The sequence below is a fragment of the Paenibacillus xylanexedens genome, assembly GCF_017874615.1.
In the GTDB taxonomy this organism is placed as follows: Bacteria; Bacillota; Bacilli; order Paenibacillales; family Paenibacillaceae; genus Paenibacillus; species Paenibacillus xylanexedens.
The window spans coordinates 313,603-331,202 of sequence record NZ_JAGIKV010000007.1 but is presented as its reverse complement, the minus strand read 5'-3'; the positions used below and the strand labels follow the sequence as shown (position 1 = coordinate 331,202).

The following is a 17,600-nucleotide window of genomic DNA, read 5'->3' as shown; positions in this document are numbered from 1 at the left end:
GCGTAGAGTATTTGGTCGTACTTCTATTTTACGCAGAGAGTCAAGCGTGTCTCTATTTACATTTCATGGAACTAGTTTTGGGCAAGTACAGTTACTAAGATTACTTCACAACAATTTCAATTGAATTCATGGTCATAGAGATATCCGCGGTCATATCCACAAAGAGATTTTGTTTCCCTTTTTTGGTTACCTTAAATTCATCTTCAACCTCAATCACTTGACCTGATTTAAACTCAGTTACATATCCCACATCCGCATAATTACGCTCCTCGTTACTACCGGAGAAGGAGAAACGAATTATTGGTTTTCCATGAGATACTTCAACAGGTTTAATACCTGTATATTTTAAAGTTCCTTTTACTTTCAGTGCCTCACCAGTACCTAAAACAGTTGGTGTTGTTACTTCGAAAATAAAATCAGATGCTACTACACGTTCAGTAATTGTATCTTCATTTTTTTCTTTTGGTGAACATCCCGCAAATATCATGGATATCACTAATACCAACATTAAGATGTTATTACTCATTTTATTAATTTCATATCACCTCTCTCATACTCTAACGAATGATGTATAGAAAGGGTTCCTCAATTTGTTCCTTAATTCCCCTGGACTATCGTTTACTGTTAGTTCAATAAGTTAGATGAACAGTATCGTCCGGGTCTGAACCAGCTGATCCCCATACTTCCCCTACAACGCGATAACCGCCACCACTCCATTGAAGCAAGTAACCTCCAGTATTCATACCTTGGGTGAAACCTTCTTTACTATTTATCCAATCAAAAGATTCCCCGGCAGCAATCGTTCTAGCGAAATACACTTTACTAGTATCTAAGTGCGTTAAACTAACATTGACTTCATGGCTACTATTGTTCTTCATAAGCAGTTTTATATGTACAAATTCCGGATTTACGGAAAAGGGTTGCTGTACCGTTGCGCCTCCAGAAACAATATAGTGGGAGGGCTTGCTCTCTTGTTCGCTTAAAGAATTAGAAAGGGTTGCACTTTCGGACTTGCTTGATAATACACTAGATTTTGGAGTAGACATATTCTCTTGAGTTGGACTTGTTGAATCACAGGCAGTTACGGTCGCTGTTGTTAAAGGTAATGCTACGACAGTAAAAAAAGTCTCTTTTTCTTCATTACTTCATTCCTCGTATTCTTTTAGTTATTCCAAAAACCTATAGAAGTTCCTCGTTATGAACAACGCTATCAATCAATAAAAGTTACACCTATAATTCACAAGATGGCATTGAGTTACCTGCCCGTTACTGAACAAAAGTAGCCGATCAGGTTGATCGACTACTTTCTGGGGTTTATTGAGTACCGTATACTTTTAGTATAAACAAATGACGACCGACAGTATTTGACACTTCAGTCATCGAAAACCGAAATGCTTTTCAACTTCCAATAACATCTGATCTTTATTGGACTGAGATGTTCTCATGAACCATTTTAATTGATACTGCTCTGCTTGTTGCAGGTAATGATTCGATGCTCGAACCACCGTGTTTAATGTTTCGTCCCGTGCACGTTGTGGATCTGATAAATTAGGGAACACATCCTCCATGCCTCTCAGATGATCTCGATCCAGATACTCCGCTCGAATGCGGAAACAGTCATTATTAATGCCGTACTGATAAAGAATCTTTTCATTGGAGGTCACTCCTCAATCGTTTCTATAGAATGGGACCTGTGTTTTAGTAGAAACCAGATACAACAACTAATGATCTGTATACTGCAAAGCGTGAATCGGTGTACCTTTAGTGACTTCACCTGTGAATGTATTGATTTCTAGTGGCTCTACTAAAACCTTCCATCCATTTTCGCTTTTGAAAATTTTATATGGAAGTGGTGGCGACTGTTCATATCCTTGTCCTGAATACTTTTGAACTACATAAAATTGAACTTCATCCTTGTTGATTTGTTTGCTTTCCACAATTTCATACCCTGTAGTTGGATTGGTCATAGAGTCCTTAACATATCCTTCTTCACGACTTTTCTCATCCAAATAATTTGTATCTTTAGAATAGAACATCATTCCCTCCACATCCTTAGCAATGTAAGCCTGAAAGTATTCAGTTGCTGCTTCCATCGGAGTTTGGGCTACGACTCTTTCCGCAGTTGTAGTCGATGCTACTAAAATAGAACCAGCAACAACACTGGCAAGTAAAAGCGATACTAATCCTTTTCGTTTCATGGATTGAGAACTCCTTTTTAGTGATAGAGTTGATAGAGTTGGTAATAGTGATCAAATTTTCTTTAGATCTATTTAGTATAACGCATTGAATTATTGGAAAGTTTTTTTGTATTTATGAGAAATTTGTTTACATCTATCTTTCAGCCTCTTTATCCAAACACTTCTTTACGCCCACCTCACTTAATGTTAGATTTTATAACATATCATTATGAAAGCGAGTGGGTTGAAGATGGATCTGCAACAGTTATTGACTATCCCCATTCTCTCCAAAGCAAAGGTTATTGCCGGACATCGCGGACTAGATCGCTTGGTGCAATCGATTAATATTATGGACGCACCAGATATTGTCCAATTCCTGAAGCCGGGAGATATGCTGCTGACCAACGGTTATATCCTCAAAGACCGCCCCGATGCTCATCTTGCATTCATTACAGACATGCATACTATTGGCTGTGCGGCGCTTGCTGTCAAGACACAGCGTTTCTCTCTTGAATTATCTCCGCAACTGCTTGAGACAGCAAACAGACTGGGCTTCCCGATCATCGAACTGTCTGAGATAGACAATACACTTGGTGAAATATTTCAACATTCGATCAGTGCCATCCTTCAGAACAAAACCCATGAGCTACACTACGCCTTGTCTATTCACAAGCAATTTTCCACGATGGTTATGCAGGGAAAAGGCATACCCTCCATCGTAGATACGTTGTCTCAGTTGCTATCCTCACCTGTACTGCTACTTGGTTCGAAGAAGCAGATTACGGCAAGCTCCCATTATGCACAGCAGATGGATCACCAGTCTCTTGCCGCGCCCTTACTGACATTTATAGATGAGCACCCTTCCTTCCATACCGCAACCTCGATCTGCCTACTTACTGCTGATAAATATCGGCATGCTGAGCTTCATCCCATCTTCACGGATCGGCACGAGGGCTACTTGATCGCACTATACGACAGTTCCGCAAGCTCTAAGCTCTCCACTCTGGCACTGGAGCAAGCGGTCAATGTGATCGGTCTGGAGTTAACCAAGAAACAAGCCGTCAAGGAGCGCTCCCGCCGTTACAAAAATGAATATTTCTCCGATCTCATTCAGGGCTTCATTCGTTCGGAACAAGAAGCGCTGCATCGCGGCAAGAAATATGGGCTGCAAGCCAAAGGAAGTTCTGTTCTCATCATTGCCAAAACGGATGAATCCTTAGCGGGCATACCTAAGCAGGACTCTACTTCCTCCGGGGAAGAGCGGTTCATCTCGGAACGAGACGCTAATTACGAGCTGATTAAACAGGAATTCGCCAGATTGGATCTCTCCTTTGTCATGTTCACTAAGAACGACCAGTTCGGCATACTTGTCTTTTTGGCCGAATCGTCTTGGGACGAACACACCGTTGTTCAGCAGCTTGAGCGGATGGCGAACAATCTGTATTCGGAGTCGCAGCTCAGCCTATCCTTCGGAATAGGTAATCCCTACACCAATGTATTGGATATTGGACTCTCCTATAAGGAGGCAGTCAAGGCGCTCCAATCCGGTTATCAGATGCGTAAGACACGCTTCGCTCATTCCTATCAAACCATGGATATAAGCCGTCTGCTGCGCATGATCCCCCACGATGAGATGATGCAGTTCCATCAAGAAACCTTTAAGCCCTTCAACGACCGAGAACCAAACGAGCGTAACGAGCTTATGAAAACCTTGTCCTCCTTCTATGAGAATCATTGCCAGATCGTCGATACAGCGAAAGAGCTGTTCGTACATCGCAATACAGTGATCTACAGATTGGAAAAATGCGAGAAACTAACCGGCAGGAACATTAAGGACCCGATGGAGAGCCTGCGCTTCCGACTTGCCTTCGCACTTGAGTCCCTTCTGAATGTTAATCCAGCCCCTAGCGAAGCTAATCATACGTCTTAAACCGAGAACGTGTCATGTATAATGACACGTTCTTTAATTTTTCTTTTCCCAGCCTAAACTCATTTGTGCATTTTAACTGATTCAATTCTATTTTTATGTTCAGAGTAACTAATGACAATTATGCAAACAGTCTATATGATTAGGAATATATTCATTAATGTCATGTTAATTAACATCAAATTACATCAAGAAACGAAAAAACATCAGGCTGTAGGAAAGGGGCTACCTATCATGGCTATACAGATACAAGGCGTATCCAAATCATTTGTCAGTGCAACCGGAGAAGATATTCAGGTCCTGGCTGAGGTTTCGATGCAAATCAAGAAACAGGAATTCTTCAGTATCGTGGGACCGAGCGGTTGTGGCAAAAGTACGATTTTCAATATTATCGCAGGTCTGCTTAAGCCAACAAATGGCAAGGTTATCGTCTGTGGTGAAGAGATCGATCAGACCACCGGACATGTCGGTTATATGATGCAGAAGGACCTGTTACTTCCTTGGAGAAGCATCCTGGATAATGTCACGTTAGGCTTGGAAGTGAAGGGCATGTCCAAAAAAGATCGTGGCGATATTGCCATGGATTATCTGGATCGTTATGGCCTGGCTTCATTCGCAGGAGCCTATCCCTCCACACTATCAGGCGGTATGCGCCAACGTGTAGCCCTCATTCGTACCCTCGTTACCCAGCCCGATATTATATTACTGGATGAACCCTTCTCCGCACTTGATTATCAGACCAGACTCATTCTGGAAGATGAGATCTTGTCTATCCTGAAATCCGAGGGCAAAACAGGCGTCCTGATCACGCATGACATTGAGGAAGCGATTGCCATCTCCGACCGTATTGCCGTTATGAGTAAACGACCAACAACCGTGAAGCAGGTGTATGACATTGGTCTCGCCTCGCAATATGGCTCAGCACTGAAAGCCCGCTCCGACCAGAAGTTCAAACAGTATTTTGAATCAATCTGGTCAGAGCTTGATATCCAAATGGGGAGGATCAGCTAATGAAGAGCACATCACCTGAAGTTACCCTTGCCGGAAAGCCTGCTGGAGTTACGAAGAGCAAAAGCAAACGCAGACAGCCCACCTTCTCCAAAGAATGGCTGATGACGATGCTGTGGCGGTTCATTATTGTAGCGGTCATCCTGGTGATCTGGGAATCCGCCGTTCGTCTGAAACTGGTTAACGGATTCCTCATGGGATCACCAAGCGCCATTCTCGATGCCGCCATCACGATGGCCAGCTCAGGGCAACTGCTTACAGACGCGTTTGCAACGGTGAATGCCACCGTTATCGGCTTTGTAGCCGGAAGCTTAATCGGCTCATTGGCAGGACTGCTCATGTGGTATTCCAAGTCCGTTGCCCGTGTGCTCGATCCATTCATTGTAGCGATGAACGGTATTCCGAAGATCGCACTTGCTCCCATGATTATCATCTGGTTTGGTTCAGGCATCTTCTCCAAGATTGCTCTGGCCTCCGTAGCAACATTTATCGTAGCGCTGTTGTCCGCCTACCAAGCTACTCATCAAATCGACGAATCCCAGATTAATCTGATGAAATCCTTCGGTGCAAAGAAATCACAAATTTTCCGCAAAATTATCGTTCCTTCCTCTCTGCCATGGATCATCTCAGCCTTCCGTATCAATATCGGTTTGGCATTGGTGTCTGTTGTAGGTGGAGAATTCATCTCTTCAGATAAAGGACTTGGACACATGGTATTCGTCGAAGGTAACCTGTTCAACCTTCCGGCCGTATGGGTCGGCGTGTTCATGCTTATGCTGGTCGCCATGCTCCTCTACACCTGTGTCGGTTATATTGAATCCCGTCTCCTTCCATGGAATGACAACAAGACCAGCAGCAAATCCACATCTGTATAGCTGACCTACAACGATTAAAGGGGACTGATGACTAATGCGTACATTCAAAAAGATAGCTTTTCTAACAGCGATGACGGTTATTTTGACTACACTGCTCAGTGCATGCGGAAGCAATTCCACAACACCCGCGAGTGGTGCAGGTGCATCTAATAGCGGGGGGCAAGCAAATACGCAGGTGGACAAAATTATGGTCTCCGAGGTGTATCACAACCTGCTCTACCTTCCCTTGTATGTAGCGAACAACCAAGGTTTTCTAAAGGAGAATCGCATTGAGCTATCTTCCATCCGTGCTGCCGGAAGCGGTCCAACAGCATTGTCTTCGGTGATCTCAGGTGAGTCTGCGTTCTCCTTCCACGGTCCGGAGCATGTCGCATTTGCTAATGCAAAGGGCGGAGACGCCCGTTCACTCGTCCTTCTATCAGGCAGCGCTCCAGTATGGGCTGTTGCGCGAGAAGGAGTAACCGTGAACTCAACAGCGGATTTCAAAGGTAAAACCATCGTTGTTGGCTTGGCACCTACAAGCTCGAACAGCTTACTGCGGAAGTTATTCGCTGACAACAACATTGATATCGATAAGGATGTGACGATCACTGAGGTCCAAAATGGCTCTGAGCTTGGTGCTGTATTAGCCGGCAAAGCCGACATTGCTATCGTTTACGAGCCTCAGCTGGATCAAGGCATTACAGAAGGGCTGCATATTGTCCATGATTTCACGAAGGATTATCCTGACTTTGCCTTTGCAACGATGAATACAACTGCAAGCTTCATTGAGAAAAATCCTGATCTCACCCAGCGTTTTGTCACTTCTATCGAGCAAGCCCTGGAGTATATTCAATCGAACCCCGAAGGCGCGAAAGCAGTTGCCGTGAAGGAATTCCCGAATTTAGATAAAAACGTCGTGGAGCAAGCGGTACAACGCATGATCGACAGCAAAGTATATCCTGCGGAGGGGCTCATCAATGAATCAGCATTCGAGACCGCAATCAATATGCAGCGCTTCATCGGCAATCTGAAGGAAGACCTCGCTTACGAGGAGATTATCGATTCAAGCTTCACCACCAAATAGAGAGAGAAAGGGTGATTACTCTGAACCAGGACGACTATCTCACACACCGCCTTACAGAAAGCGCCAAATATGCGGACGGAGTTATTACAAGCGAGGAGCTTGCCCTATTTACAGCAGACTTGGAGCTGATTCGAAAATTCAAGTTGCCAGAACAAGTAGGGCCCAATCCCCCGCATAGGAGCGTGCCTCTGCGATGATTACGAAACCACTTAACGAGCTGACGATTGCTGAAGCCGCAACACTGATTAAAAATAAGTTGATATCTCCTGTCGAGCTTACGAAATCCTATTTAAATCGCATTGAGAAAGTAGAGCCTGCTGTGCAAGCCTTCGTTACGGTCACCGCCGAACAGGCTTTGCAGGCCGCAAGAGAGTCTGAACAGAAACTGATGAATGGCGAATATCTCGGTCCTCTGCATGGCATTCCCTATGGAGCCAAAGACATTATCCATACCGCTGGCATACGCACCTCGGCTGGATCAAGTACCTTTCCAGACTTCGTACCTGGAACGAATGCAACTGTAATTAATAAGTTGCAAGCTGCAGGTGCTATCCTGCTCGGCAAGACAACAACGACGGAATACGCCTTTCAGGGAGGAGAACCGCCAACCCGCAACCCATGGAATTTAGAACATACCCCAGGCGGTTCCAGCTCCGGCTCTGCCGCTGCAGTAGCGGCTGGCATGGCTTCCTTCACACTCGGAACACAGACCTTTGGCTCTCTGCTTAGACCCGCAGCTTACAACGGATTAACCTGTATGAAACCCACTTACGGCAGGGTTAGCCGTAATGGTGTCATCACAGCCAGTTGGAGCCTGGATCATATTGGCGCCTTCACTCGATCGGCACAAGATAACGCAATCGTTCTGGAAGCAATGGTCGGACAAGATGAGCTGGACCCCTTCACGCTCCCTCATGGCAAGCCAGATTTAACAAATGCTCTTGAGCATCCTATTTCAGAAATGATGGTCGGGCTACCGAGCAGCTTCTTCCAGACTGATGAACCGGCGATCTTGTTAGCGGTAGAGTCGGCCATCGCTGTGCTTGAGAAGCTGGGCATGCAATGGAAGAAAGTTGACCTGCCTTCTTATATAGAAGAGACCGTTGCTGCTCATCGTACGGTAATGCGGGCAGAAGCTGCCGCCTTCCATCAGGAACGCTTCGCGGAAGCCGCTGATCGTTACGGCCACACGATGCGGGAACAGCTTGAACTCGGTTACCAGACGAGTGCCGTTGATTATTTGCAGGCACAACGCATTCGAACGATATTCCGGAGTGAGATGATGATGCTTTTCAATGAAGTAGATGTGTTATTGACTCCATCAACACCATATGCGGCCCCACATGGCTACAAAACAGGCAGCCCGATTTTCAACGGACCGTTCACCAATACGGGTCTACCGTCCATCACCGTGCCCATTGGGTTCGATACCACCTCAGGGAAGCAATTACCTATCGGCATGCAACTTGCCGGTCCACTCATGCGAGAAGACCGCTTGTTGTCCATCGCTCATCATTATCAGCAGGCTACGAACTGGCATCAGTTAACACCAATCATACACACTCATTAGGAAAGGAATGACAGCTACGATGTCTACCATCATACATGCAAGTGCAGCACCCAAGTTCCCGCTTCCTTTCTCCCATGCTGTCCGCGCAGGAGATTTGGTCTACGTCGCAGGTCAGGTAGGTGTCGATCCACAGACGCTTGAGCCCATTGGCGGCATTAAGGAGCAGACTGAGCAGTGCATTCGTAATATTGAGGTGATCCTGCAAGAAGCCGGACTTACACTCGATCATATTGTGAAGGTAACCACTCATCTGGCCCGAGTCGAGGATCAGCCCGAATACAACGAAGTGTATGCGCAGATGATTAAACAGCCCTATCCCGCCCGTATTACCGTATTCAGCGGGTTAGGACCTTATTTAATTGAAATGGAAGTGCTGGCGTATGCGCCATCCATTCGAGGAGAGTAACACATCACCAAAGAGCACCTGTAGCCATAGATGGGTACAGGTGCTCTTTGTGTCTAGAAACCCGGTTCTCTTTTGAGAAACAGGTTTCTTTACGTATTCCTATTTTGTTTTGAAGCGAGATGCTTCTTCGGCAAGTTGTTTGGTCAGTTCATCGATTCTCTGCACCATATCTGTCAAATGTTCCGTCATGCCGGACTGCTCCTGCATTGTTGCTGTGACTTCCTCAACAGAAGCCGACACCTCTTCACCGGAAGCGGACAAGTTCTGTGCAGCTCCAATGACGTCATCCTTATCACGTTCAATGGATTCGATCTCCGTGGCAATAGCCTGAACCTGGCTCATCATCTCATTCATATTCTCGGTGACAAAATTGAATGTCTCCTTCGTCTGGCTAACACTGCTCTTATGCTGTTCCGCAATCGCTTCAATAGCCTGAACACTCCGGTTATTCTGCTCCACGTGATCAATGGTCTGCATCACAATTCGGTTGATATCCTCCGATTGAGCTGTCGTCTGCTCTGCCAGCTTGCGGATCTCAGAAGCAACGACTGCGAAGCCACGTCCCTGATCACCAGCTCTCGCCGCCTCGATTGAAGCATTCAACGCAAGTAATTTCGTCTGATTTGCGATTTCGGCAATCGTACCTGTAATCTGGTGAATGCCCGAAGAACTTTCGGCGAGTTGCACTGTAATTTTGGAGATGTTGCCAACTTCAATCTCGTTCTGCCCGTTCACCGCAATGAGTGCATCAATAACTTCATGATTATTTTTGAATGCATCCGTAATTTCATCTGCCTTGAACTTCACTGCCTGCGACATTCCATTCACGTTGGCAATCTTGTTACCAACATTCATGAATTTGTCCACAATGGCTTCCGTATCGTTCGCCTGGGACTCCATCGCTCGTGAAATCTCAAATGCTGTTGTCGTTGTTTCGGCAATCGTGGTCGAAGTTTGCTGAGTGGACTGTTCCAGCTCGGATGTACTTGTTTTCAGGATACCGATGGAATGGTTCATGCTGGAAATCAGCTGTTTATTGCCTGCTGCCATAGTATTGAAGCTGTCCACCAATTGTTTGAATTCTCCGCTATATTTACCTTGAGCCTGCACCGTCAGATCGCCGCCCGCAAGCTGTCTGAACAACACAGTTAGTCTTGTAATTGGTCTGGTTACCAGCAAAGAGATCAGAATACCCGCTACGACGGAAACCGCAATAGCACTAAACAAAACAATATACATCTGTTTTGCCATCGCACGCAAAGGCTTCTGCACATCGCTCAGTTTATCTTCAACAACGACGGTCCAGTCCGATCTTGGGATTTTGGAATAATACGCCACTTTCTCATCTGTGCTGATATCCCCTTGCTGTAGTTCAGCGCTAGGAGCAAGATCAATCAATGATTGGTATTCGCCGGACTCCATCTTCTGGCCTGCCAACTTCTCATCCGCTGAATCGTAGATGACCATACCTACACGGTCCAGAATGATCACTTTTCCCTCATCATTAATATTGATATTCTGTAGCTGATTGACGAAGAAAGAGGTAGAAGCAGTAGACGCGAGCACGCCCTGTACTTCTTGATTCTCATTGTAGATCGGCATGGCAAAGACGATTCCCAGCGTCCCCAGAGATTCGGAAATCACACCTTCGCTGATGACACTCTGTCCTTGCAGCGCCTGTTGGAAATACGTACGACTGGCGCGTTCTCCCCCGACCACTTCAGGATTGTTTGCTGCAACAACGACGCCTTTTCGGTCCAGCAAAATAAGAACGCTGTTGCCCTCCATTCCTGTCAGGCTGTCTGCCAATATCCCATTGGCCTTGTCCAGCAATTCACTATTTTCAGAAAAAAATAACTCATCACTCTGTCCTGCCGTATGTCGAATCTCCAGCAAATCACGGAATGTGCGATGTGTCGTAATCAGAAACGTAGACTGCTCCTCCAGATTCAGTGAGGTAAACAGCCCCGCACCAATCCGGTCAGAGGTTGCTTTAATCTCATCTTTGCTTTTGTCGAGTGTGATAACAGCCGCTACAGTGTAGGATACTACCGCAGTTACCGCCAGTACGATACACACCAGCAGACTGATCATAAGTGGCAGTTTGACTCTGAACGACATGTTGCGCATGCGTTCTCTTGCCTTGCTAAATACCATGATTACATTCACCATCCATTTTCATTTTCATCATTATGAAGTCCAAATTCTATGTATCTACTTTATATCGGTCGATATCAAATAATCTGTAAGCTGTTTCCCCAGTTATTCTAGGTCAAAGGCCACTGCAAACGATTGGAAAATGAAGACTTTGGGTTAATACAAAATATGACATCAACATCGTATAATATATAAAATACATATCGTGCAGGAAGAGGGACAACGCATTGAATCCGAAAATGCCTACTTTATTAAATGTCGAATAGGAGAAGTGATATGGCAAAAACAGCATTACCTACGCTATTAAATGTCGTGCGCATTTTATTGAGTGTGAAACTGATCTACGTGATTGTGTCCTTTATCGTGTTCCTCATTGACTTCAACCAGAACATGGAGACCTATCTGGGTTTCTTACGCAAAGGAGATGATCTGGCTTACGCCTCTGGCGTAATCTTAGCCAGAATGTTGTTTATCATCGGTCCCAGCCTGCTTGCTGTTATATTCATCACCAAAAGAAAGTTCAAGCTCACCGTGACGTTTCTGAGTCTGGCGCTATTCGTTGCCATTCCGAATGAGAGTAACCTGTTCACCCTGATTCATCTCTTCGCCCTGCTCATCGTGCTCTTGCATCGTCCAAGCAAGATGTATCTGAAACAAAAGGATACCCCTGTCAATGAAGCCGTAGTTGAACCGAAGAATTAATTCGAAAAGGGGATCACATGATATTGAAGTCCAGATACACGGTGGAGCGCATAAGATATGATGTCATAATAAAAACAAGGACGTTCCTTAGTATTAAAGGAAGGTCCTTGTTTAATGTGACTCACTATACAAAGTGATTGTAAGATTTACAATTACAGTGCAGCTTGATAGATTTGTACTACATCTTCACGCTGCAAGTTTTTGAAGAATCCGAACGGACCGAATCGCATCGCTTTATCAGCCATCACATCAATCTGACTGTCGTCGATGTCATAGTCAGCCAAACGGCTAGGGGCACCAATTGAAGTCCAGAATGTACGCAGCGCTTCAATGCCTTCTTCAGCAACTTGTTTGTCCGACTTTCCAATAGGATTAATATCAAATACATTAACGGCCATACGTTTGAATCGATCTACATCCACATCCAGATTATGCTTCATCCAGTGTGGGAAGAGAATCGCAAGGCCTCCCCCATGCGGAATGTCATACACAGCCGATACGGCATGTTCTATATTGTGAGAAGCCCAATCTCCGGCAAGACCCATATTCAGGACATCGTTAAGCGCCATTGTTCCACAGTAGAGAATGGTTTCACGCAGTTCATAGTTTTCTGGATCTTTAATCAGACGAGGGGCCGTATCAATAACGGTACGAAGAATCGTCTCACAGAATCCAAGCTGAACCGGTGTATTCGTATCCAGATGGAAATAATGTTCAAACACATGAGACATCATGTCCACCATGCCGTATACAGTCTGATCCAGTGGTACGGTGTATGTGTACTCCGGATCAAGAATGGAGAATGCTGGGAAAGAATACTCGCTGAACCATGCCCATTTTTCCTGCGTATCCTGATTGGTTATTACTGAACCGTTGTTCATCTCGGAGCCTGTCGCTGCCATCGTTAGAATTGTACCCAGTGGAAGTCCGCCTTCCGGGGTTGCTTCGCGCACAACAACAGCCCACATGTCTCCATCGTATTTGGCTCCTACTGCGATGGCTTTCCCGCAGTCAAGTACACTGCCGCCGCCAACCGCAAGAACCAGATCGATGTTATGTGTTCTGCATAGTTCTACACCCTTATGAACCGTAGACAGACGCGGGTTAGGTTCCACACCAGCCAGTTCCGTAACCTCTGCTCCGATTTCATTCAACTGGCTGATTACCTGATCGTACAGCCCGCTGCGTTTGATGCTTCCACCACCATATACAAGCAAAATACGCTTTCCGTATTTTGGAACTTCGGTTTGTAGTGCTTGAAGTTGCCCTTTGCCAAAAATCAGCCGGGTCGGATTATAAAACTGAAAAGATCTCATAACGTATGTTCCTCCAAAGAAGTCTGAAATTTTGTGTATCCACCATTATAGTTCTCTTTATTCGTAAAAACAAATACAGACAAGAAGGAGATAACAGATCAGTATGGAGTCTGTCATGGCTAAACACTGTTTTCCTGAACAAAAAAGCTCCTGCCAGCAAAGTGGCAGGAGCTTACATCACAGGAATTCAATATAACCATCGCATGCTTCCATGACAGGCATGCTATACGTCCCCTCAGATATTAAGAATTCGATATTTAGGTTCTAACCCAGATCGGCAATCCGCTGTCCAATACGAGGAAACAGCCCAAAGGCATTCTCGTAAAAGACTTTATCATGATGCTGTTCCGGTACAAGTCGACGGACAAATTCGGCATACAGATCGATGGGCGCAAGCGGCCAGTCGGTGCCAAACAGCATTTTCTCGTAATGATCCGAATAGACCAAGGCCCGGCGGAAATGATCCATGAACAAAGGCTCGTTCATGAACCGTTCAAAATGGGGCCGATCCCCCACCACAAGACCAGACAAATCTGCGTACACGTTAGGATTCTTCGCTACCACTTCAGCTGCATCCATCACCCAGGGATCACCCAGATGACAGATCATGAAGTTCACACCACGTTGCTGCAAGGCTAATTCATCCACCGTCAGTGGATGCGAATACTTGAGCAACCCGTTCATGGAGTACGTGTCTCCTGTATGAATCACCACAGGCAAGTTGTACTTGGCTGCGAGTTCATAGACTGGGGTATAGATTTTGTCGTACACATAATGATGATAGTATCCGGCATAGAGTTTGATTCCGGCTACTTCAGGGGATTGCAGTCTTGCTTCAATCCGGTCCAGCTCGTCCTGAGCGTTTTTACCGTCTAGCGCATTAGGATTGATGCCCACACATTCCATGAGGAATGAGGGAACCTTCTCTTCCAGGTCAAGTCCCATCGGGTTAGGGGAACTGGAATCCGGGAATGCTCCCTTCGTCTGCTCCGTAACCCCCATTCCGATACCCATTATGACATCGTTTTTATCAAACTCCGCTTTAAGACCAGCGGCAGAGTAATCCACTTTAGACAGATCGATCGCTGTTCGGTGAAAGCTGTCGATGTCCGACAGATGAATGTGAATATCAATGATCGGCATGTGAAGCCTCCTTTTCATCGGTAGAAGTTGCAAAATTCAGTTTGAGAAGGTCATGCACATCCGCTGAACTCAGCGGGATGGGTCCCAGAACCAGATATGTCGGCTCCGTCCAGACCGTCTCCCCCTGCTGGAGTGTCAGATGATGATGTACGTTCAGACCCGTCACCTGATTATTGGCAAACCCCCATGCACTCTGATTCGGGTAACGATGTACCGCATGCAGCATGTTTTCACGCGAAACCGATCCTACTCGCAAAAGGTCTTCAAGTGGCAGGCCCACATCCACCTTGCCCAGCGGGAATCGATCTTTACCCGGTTGCTCTATCCAACCTTCCGCAAATACAGATGAAGGCTGGAGGAAACGTTCCTCCGCAAGCGAGTAATCCGTCAGCGTCAGACCGCTTTCGTTGGTCACGGCAAGCATCGTGCATAGCACAGGAACACCGGGCAGCATCAGATAATGCTGGTGGATCGTGATTCCACGATTCGCTTCATGCTTTTCAATCCGGGTGGTCAGCTTTATACCTTTCCAGACGTTTCCATATTGATCATTGTGCTCTGTCCAGGAAGCGACTCTTTGTTCCGACTGGCGGCTGAAACCATTCATGCCTGGAACCCCGACACCCAGTCCGCCATACCACGGATTCCACCACGAGCGTGGAGCCGGTTCAGGGTACGAGCTATCCAGCCATTCTTCTCCTGCATATTTCAGGGAGTGTACTACACTCCCGAATTCAGGAGCAACGGCGATCGACAACACTCCATTATTTACGGTGTACACAGGTCCAGATGAACCTTCTTCAATCTTCTGCTTCACCTCTGTTCCGCTCTGCGGGAACCAAAGGGCGGTTCGCTCCTGAATCCGATCTTCGCCCCGGTATATCCCACGAACTTTCCAACCACTCTCGTGCTGGTCTCGGTCCGCTTCGTCTGGTGAGAATGTCAGCTTGGCGGAGTTTAGGTTCTGCTCCGGATTGAATTCCTTCGCATTGGCCATAACCTCCGGTTCGCCACCCTGCTGCACATACAGCTCCAGCTTGCCCGCAAGCGGAACCAGTTTGTGTTCAGTCAACGTTGCTTGTAGCACGTCCTGAGCAAATGGATTCCCCTCACTCAGTGTCAGATCCAGATGACTGTCCAGCAACGGAATGACCGGATTATGCTGCTTCCGCGCAAACGCACGGAAATCCTGCCACTTCGCAAACGTGTTCAAAGCATATACAGTTGCCTTGGTCCGCACAACGGCTCCTGCGGGAATACGGCCAAGCTCATGCTGAAACCCCAGCGTGTATTCCGGGCGAAGCAGCTTCAGAGAAGGGTCCCAATAGATACCGCTGGCACCATACTCTTCCTTGCAAAACAGCCAGTTTTCCGTAATCTGTGCACTGTCCCAATGACTCGGATCGCCAGCGTAAGAATCCCCCATATCCACAAAACGATCTTGGTACGGGAGAATTAACCTGCTACCATAGAACCCAAAGTTATTCATTAGATACAGGTCCTCTTCCCAGGCGGTGTCTCGTGTATTTTCAACCTCGTGGTGGAATTCGGCGACTCCATTCGCAGACAGCTTGACCACGGACTTGATCTGCAAGCCAGGGAAATCCTCCGAGTCATACAGTGCTTCAAGAACCTGACGTTCCCCTTCGGGATAAATATTCACTTCTTTTGCTTGTTTCTTGGATAACTCTTCGGCAAACGGCTTACCCAGCTTCGGATAAGTCCACCAGAATGAATGACGGGAGCCCGGGTATTCAATCCACATGTTATTATCTTGCTTGCTCATATGAATAGAGAATGCACCATTCACAGCCACCCATTGATCCTCAATCTGCCCTCCATATTTCCCTTCGATTCCCTTCATCAGGACAGAAATTTTGCTTGTAAAAGAGATCGCATGGTTCCCCACTGGGACAGCCGTCACTTCTACTTCTTGGGAATAGAGACCATATGAACGCAAGGTGAAAGGCACAGGCACAGACATTTTACCTTTGGCTGGCACCGTAAAGCGAACCGAACGCTCTGCCCATTCAAGGAATTCATCCTCAGGCAAGTCCAAGCTGAACTCCGTTTCGGCATCCACATTATTTTCCACGTTCAGAACCAACTCCGCCGGAATACCTGGATAGAGTTCCTTCACAGGCAAGATAGTCTTGATCTTGGCCGGGAATTTCGGGGCGATACCCAACCTAAACTCCGCTTTCTTACCGCCGATCAACCATGTGCTGGCAACAACGGGATGGGTCTTATTGTTATTCTGTTCCTCTGTAATTGGATCAAGGTGAAACTCACCTTCCACGATGATGGTTTCTCCCGGAGCGACTGCTTGTGCAATGTCCAGCGCAAATCGAATGTTTTTGTTATCCTCACCCTTGATCTCAACCGCCAGTTCGGACGCAGAATTGTTCTTAATGCGATAGCGAACCTTATAGCTGGAACCGAATACCAGATCATGATCATCGACTTCTGTTGAGATTTCGTAATCTGGTGTTTCGAGGGCAGTCAGCCCGCGACCCGACTTTTCAAATTCAGCCCGCAGGGAGACATCTCCCTTTTTCCACGTGTAGTCAAAGAAATCAAAACCACGCTCCCGTCGGCCATCCGGCTCGACCACGAGTTCACGCGTGCTGTCTGCATACCAATCCAACTCCTCGAAATATGGAGCAAGTGCTTCGGTCTGCAAAATGGTAGGGATGAAATTCATTAGATGCACATTATCATCTTTTTTCTCCCAGAAGAATCCACATTTCTTGTACATCGGTACAGCCTTTGTGTTGCCTGCCCATGTGAACAGATCCAGGCGGGGCCATCCGGCCTCCACGGTCTTGCGCACAGCATTCAGGATCAGATTACGTCCAACTTTATACCCGTGATAGTCGGGGCATACGTTAAGTAGCGGTACATATAGCGCTCTCTCGTCATAGCGGTAATGAGCAAAACTGCAGAAGCCAACAACCTCTTTCTCATGAACAGCTAGAAATGCATAAAGATTGGACGAACTCTCCATCTCGCGGCGAACCGTTTCCTCTGTTCTAAGATTGGTGCCGCCTCCCCAGCTTTCATTACTACGGTTCCACATATCCGCGAGTGCGGCAGCGTAAGAGGGATCGTATTCAATAATATGGATCTGATCGATAATCGAAGTTACGGTCATGTTCTGATCTCCTTCTCTTTATGTACAGGATGGTCTTTGTGAACTTTCGATATGGCCTTTGCCCGATAGCCGCAGAGATAATACAGGCCATGTTTGAAG

15 protein-coding genes are annotated in these 17,600 nt (G+C 46.5%); 7 read left to right on the top strand and 8 right to left on the bottom strand.

From position 1 onward, the window contains the following. Positions 1-100: 100 nt before the first annotated feature. The 4 genes from J2Z28_RS12065 to J2Z28_RS12050 form a co-directional block, all read right to left on the bottom strand. Positions 101-526, bottom strand: coding sequence for a hypothetical protein (locus J2Z28_RS12065; protein WP_211082674.1), 426 nt, complete (start codon positions 524-526; stop codon positions 101-103). A gap of 103 nt (positions 527-629) precedes the next feature. After that, complete coding sequence (locus J2Z28_RS12060; protein ID WP_211082673.1) at positions 630-1,046, bottom strand: hypothetical protein; 417 nt, start codon at positions 1,044-1,046, stop codon at positions 630-632. A 330-nt stretch (positions 1,047-1,376) separates the two neighbouring features. Then, positions 1,377-1,664: a hypothetical protein gene (locus J2Z28_RS12055; protein WP_244988239.1), complete on the bottom strand. Its 288-nt coding sequence runs from the start codon at positions 1,662-1,664 to the stop codon at positions 1,377-1,379. 57 nt (positions 1,665-1,721) lie between these two features. Beyond that, positions 1,722-2,198 (bottom strand): hypothetical protein, encoded by a 477-nt coding sequence (locus J2Z28_RS12050; protein WP_211082672.1) that lies wholly within the window; start codon positions 2,196-2,198, stop codon positions 1,722-1,724. Between the two features lie 229 nt (positions 2,199-2,427). Here J2Z28_RS12050 and J2Z28_RS12045 point away from each other — a divergent pair, with 229 nt between their 5' ends. The 6 genes from J2Z28_RS12045 to J2Z28_RS12020 all read left to right on the top strand — a co-directional run bounded on the left by J2Z28_RS12045 (position 2,428) and on the right by J2Z28_RS12020 (position 9,029). Beyond that, positions 2,428-4,107 (top strand): PucR family transcriptional regulator, encoded by a 1,680-nt coding sequence (locus J2Z28_RS12045; RefSeq protein WP_211082671.1) that lies wholly within the window; start codon positions 2,428-2,430, stop codon positions 4,105-4,107. Between the two features lie 231 nt (positions 4,108-4,338). Next, positions 4,339-5,115, top strand: coding sequence for an ABC transporter ATP-binding protein (locus J2Z28_RS12040; RefSeq protein ID WP_211082670.1), 777 nt, complete (start codon positions 4,339-4,341; stop codon positions 5,113-5,115). Then, the gene (locus tag J2Z28_RS12035; RefSeq protein WP_211082669.1) at positions 5,115-5,987 is read left to right on the top strand and encodes an ABC transporter permease; all 873 of its coding nucleotides are present in this window, start codon (positions 5,115-5,117) and stop codon (positions 5,985-5,987) included. The genes J2Z28_RS12040 and J2Z28_RS12035 overlap by 1 nt, the downstream gene beginning before the upstream one ends. Before the next feature lie 34 nt (positions 5,988-6,021). Beyond that, positions 6,022-7,053 carry an ABC transporter substrate-binding protein gene (locus J2Z28_RS12030; protein WP_211082668.1) on the top strand — a complete coding sequence of 344 codons (1,032 nt, stop codon included), beginning with the start codon at positions 6,022-6,024 and terminating at the stop codon, positions 7,051-7,053. Between the two features lie 193 nt (positions 7,054-7,246). Next, positions 7,247-8,623 carry an amidase gene (locus J2Z28_RS12025; RefSeq protein ID WP_211082667.1) on the top strand — a complete coding sequence of 459 codons (1,377 nt, stop codon included), beginning with the start codon at positions 7,247-7,249 and terminating at the stop codon, positions 8,621-8,623. A 19-nt stretch (positions 8,624-8,642) separates the two neighbouring features. Then, positions 8,643-9,029 (top strand): RidA family protein, encoded by a 387-nt coding sequence (locus J2Z28_RS12020; protein WP_074096996.1) that lies wholly within the window; start codon positions 8,643-8,645, stop codon positions 9,027-9,029. Positions 9,030-9,128: 99 nt separating this feature from the next. On the opposite strand, the gene J2Z28_RS12015 is transcribed toward J2Z28_RS12020, so the two are convergent. Then, a complete protein-coding gene (locus J2Z28_RS12015; RefSeq protein WP_211082666.1) occupies positions 9,129-11,186 on the bottom strand; it encodes a methyl-accepting chemotaxis protein in 2,058 nt (685 codons plus the stop codon). Between the two features lie 276 nt (positions 11,187-11,462). Here J2Z28_RS12015 and J2Z28_RS12010 point away from each other — a divergent pair, with 276 nt between their 5' ends. Then, positions 11,463-11,888 (top strand): hypothetical protein, encoded by a 426-nt coding sequence (locus J2Z28_RS12010; protein WP_211082665.1) that lies wholly within the window; start codon positions 11,463-11,465, stop codon positions 11,886-11,888. Positions 11,889-12,040: 152 nt separating this feature from the next. Here the strand turns inward: J2Z28_RS12010 and J2Z28_RS12005 are convergent, their stop codons facing one another. The 3 genes from J2Z28_RS12005 to J2Z28_RS11995 form a co-directional block, all read right to left on the bottom strand. Continuing rightward, complete coding sequence (locus J2Z28_RS12005) at positions 12,041-13,204, bottom strand: iron-containing alcohol dehydrogenase (RefSeq protein ID WP_211082664.1); 1,164 nt, start codon at positions 13,202-13,204, stop codon at positions 12,041-12,043. Between the two features lie 264 nt (positions 13,205-13,468). Next, the gene (locus tag J2Z28_RS12000; protein ID WP_076319943.1) at positions 13,469-14,347 is read right to left on the bottom strand and encodes an amidohydrolase family protein; all 879 of its coding nucleotides are present in this window, start codon (positions 14,345-14,347) and stop codon (positions 13,469-13,471) included. Further along, complete coding sequence (locus J2Z28_RS11995; RefSeq protein WP_211082663.1) at positions 14,334-17,501, bottom strand: GNAT family N-acetyltransferase; 3,168 nt, start codon at positions 17,499-17,501, stop codon at positions 14,334-14,336. Before J2Z28_RS11995 ends, J2Z28_RS12000 begins: the two co-directional genes overlap by 14 nt. Positions 17,502-17,600 lie beyond the last annotated feature (99 nt).

Excerpts from the sequence above, each read along its gene's own strand:
- J2Z28_RS12065 (WP_211082674.1), bottom strand. The coding sequence starts at position 526 with ATGAGTAATAACATCTTAATGTTGGTATTAGTGATATCCATGATATTT.
- J2Z28_RS12060 (WP_211082673.1), bottom strand. The coding sequence starts at position 1,046 with ATGTCTACTCCAAAATCTAGTGTATTATCAAGCAAGTCCGAAAGTGCA.
- J2Z28_RS12050 (WP_211082672.1), bottom strand. The coding sequence starts at position 2,198 with ATGAAACGAAAAGGATTAGTATCGCTTTTACTTGCCAGTGTTGTTGCT.
- J2Z28_RS12045 (WP_211082671.1), top strand. The coding sequence starts at position 2,428 with ATGGATCTGCAACAGTTATTGACTATCCCCATTCTCTCCAAAGCAAAG.
- J2Z28_RS12040 (WP_211082670.1), top strand. The coding sequence starts at position 4,339 with ATGGCTATACAGATACAAGGCGTATCCAAATCATTTGTCAGTGCAACC.
- J2Z28_RS12035 (WP_211082669.1), top strand. The coding sequence starts at position 5,115 with ATGAAGAGCACATCACCTGAAGTTACCCTTGCCGGAAAGCCTGCTGGA.
- J2Z28_RS12030 (WP_211082668.1), top strand. The coding sequence starts at position 6,022 with ATGCGTACATTCAAAAAGATAGCTTTTCTAACAGCGATGACGGTTATT.
- J2Z28_RS12025 (WP_211082667.1), top strand. The coding sequence starts at position 7,247 with ATGATTACGAAACCACTTAACGAGCTGACGATTGCTGAAGCCGCAACA.
- J2Z28_RS12020 (WP_074096996.1), top strand. The coding sequence starts at position 8,643 with ATGTCTACCATCATACATGCAAGTGCAGCACCCAAGTTCCCGCTTCCT.
- J2Z28_RS12015 (WP_211082666.1), bottom strand. The coding sequence starts at position 11,186 with ATGGTATTTAGCAAGGCAAGAGAACGCATGCGCAACATGTCGTTCAGA.
- J2Z28_RS12010 (WP_211082665.1), top strand. The coding sequence starts at position 11,463 with ATGGCAAAAACAGCATTACCTACGCTATTAAATGTCGTGCGCATTTTA.
- J2Z28_RS12005 (WP_211082664.1), bottom strand. The coding sequence starts at position 13,204 with ATGAGATCTTTTCAGTTTTATAATCCGACCCGGCTGATTTTTGGCAAA.
- J2Z28_RS12000 (WP_076319943.1), bottom strand. The coding sequence starts at position 14,347 with ATGCCGATCATTGATATTCACATTCATCTGTCGGACATCGACAGCTTT.
- J2Z28_RS11995 (WP_211082663.1), bottom strand. The coding sequence starts at position 17,501 with ATGACCGTAACTTCGATTATCGATCAGATCCATATTATTGAATACGAT.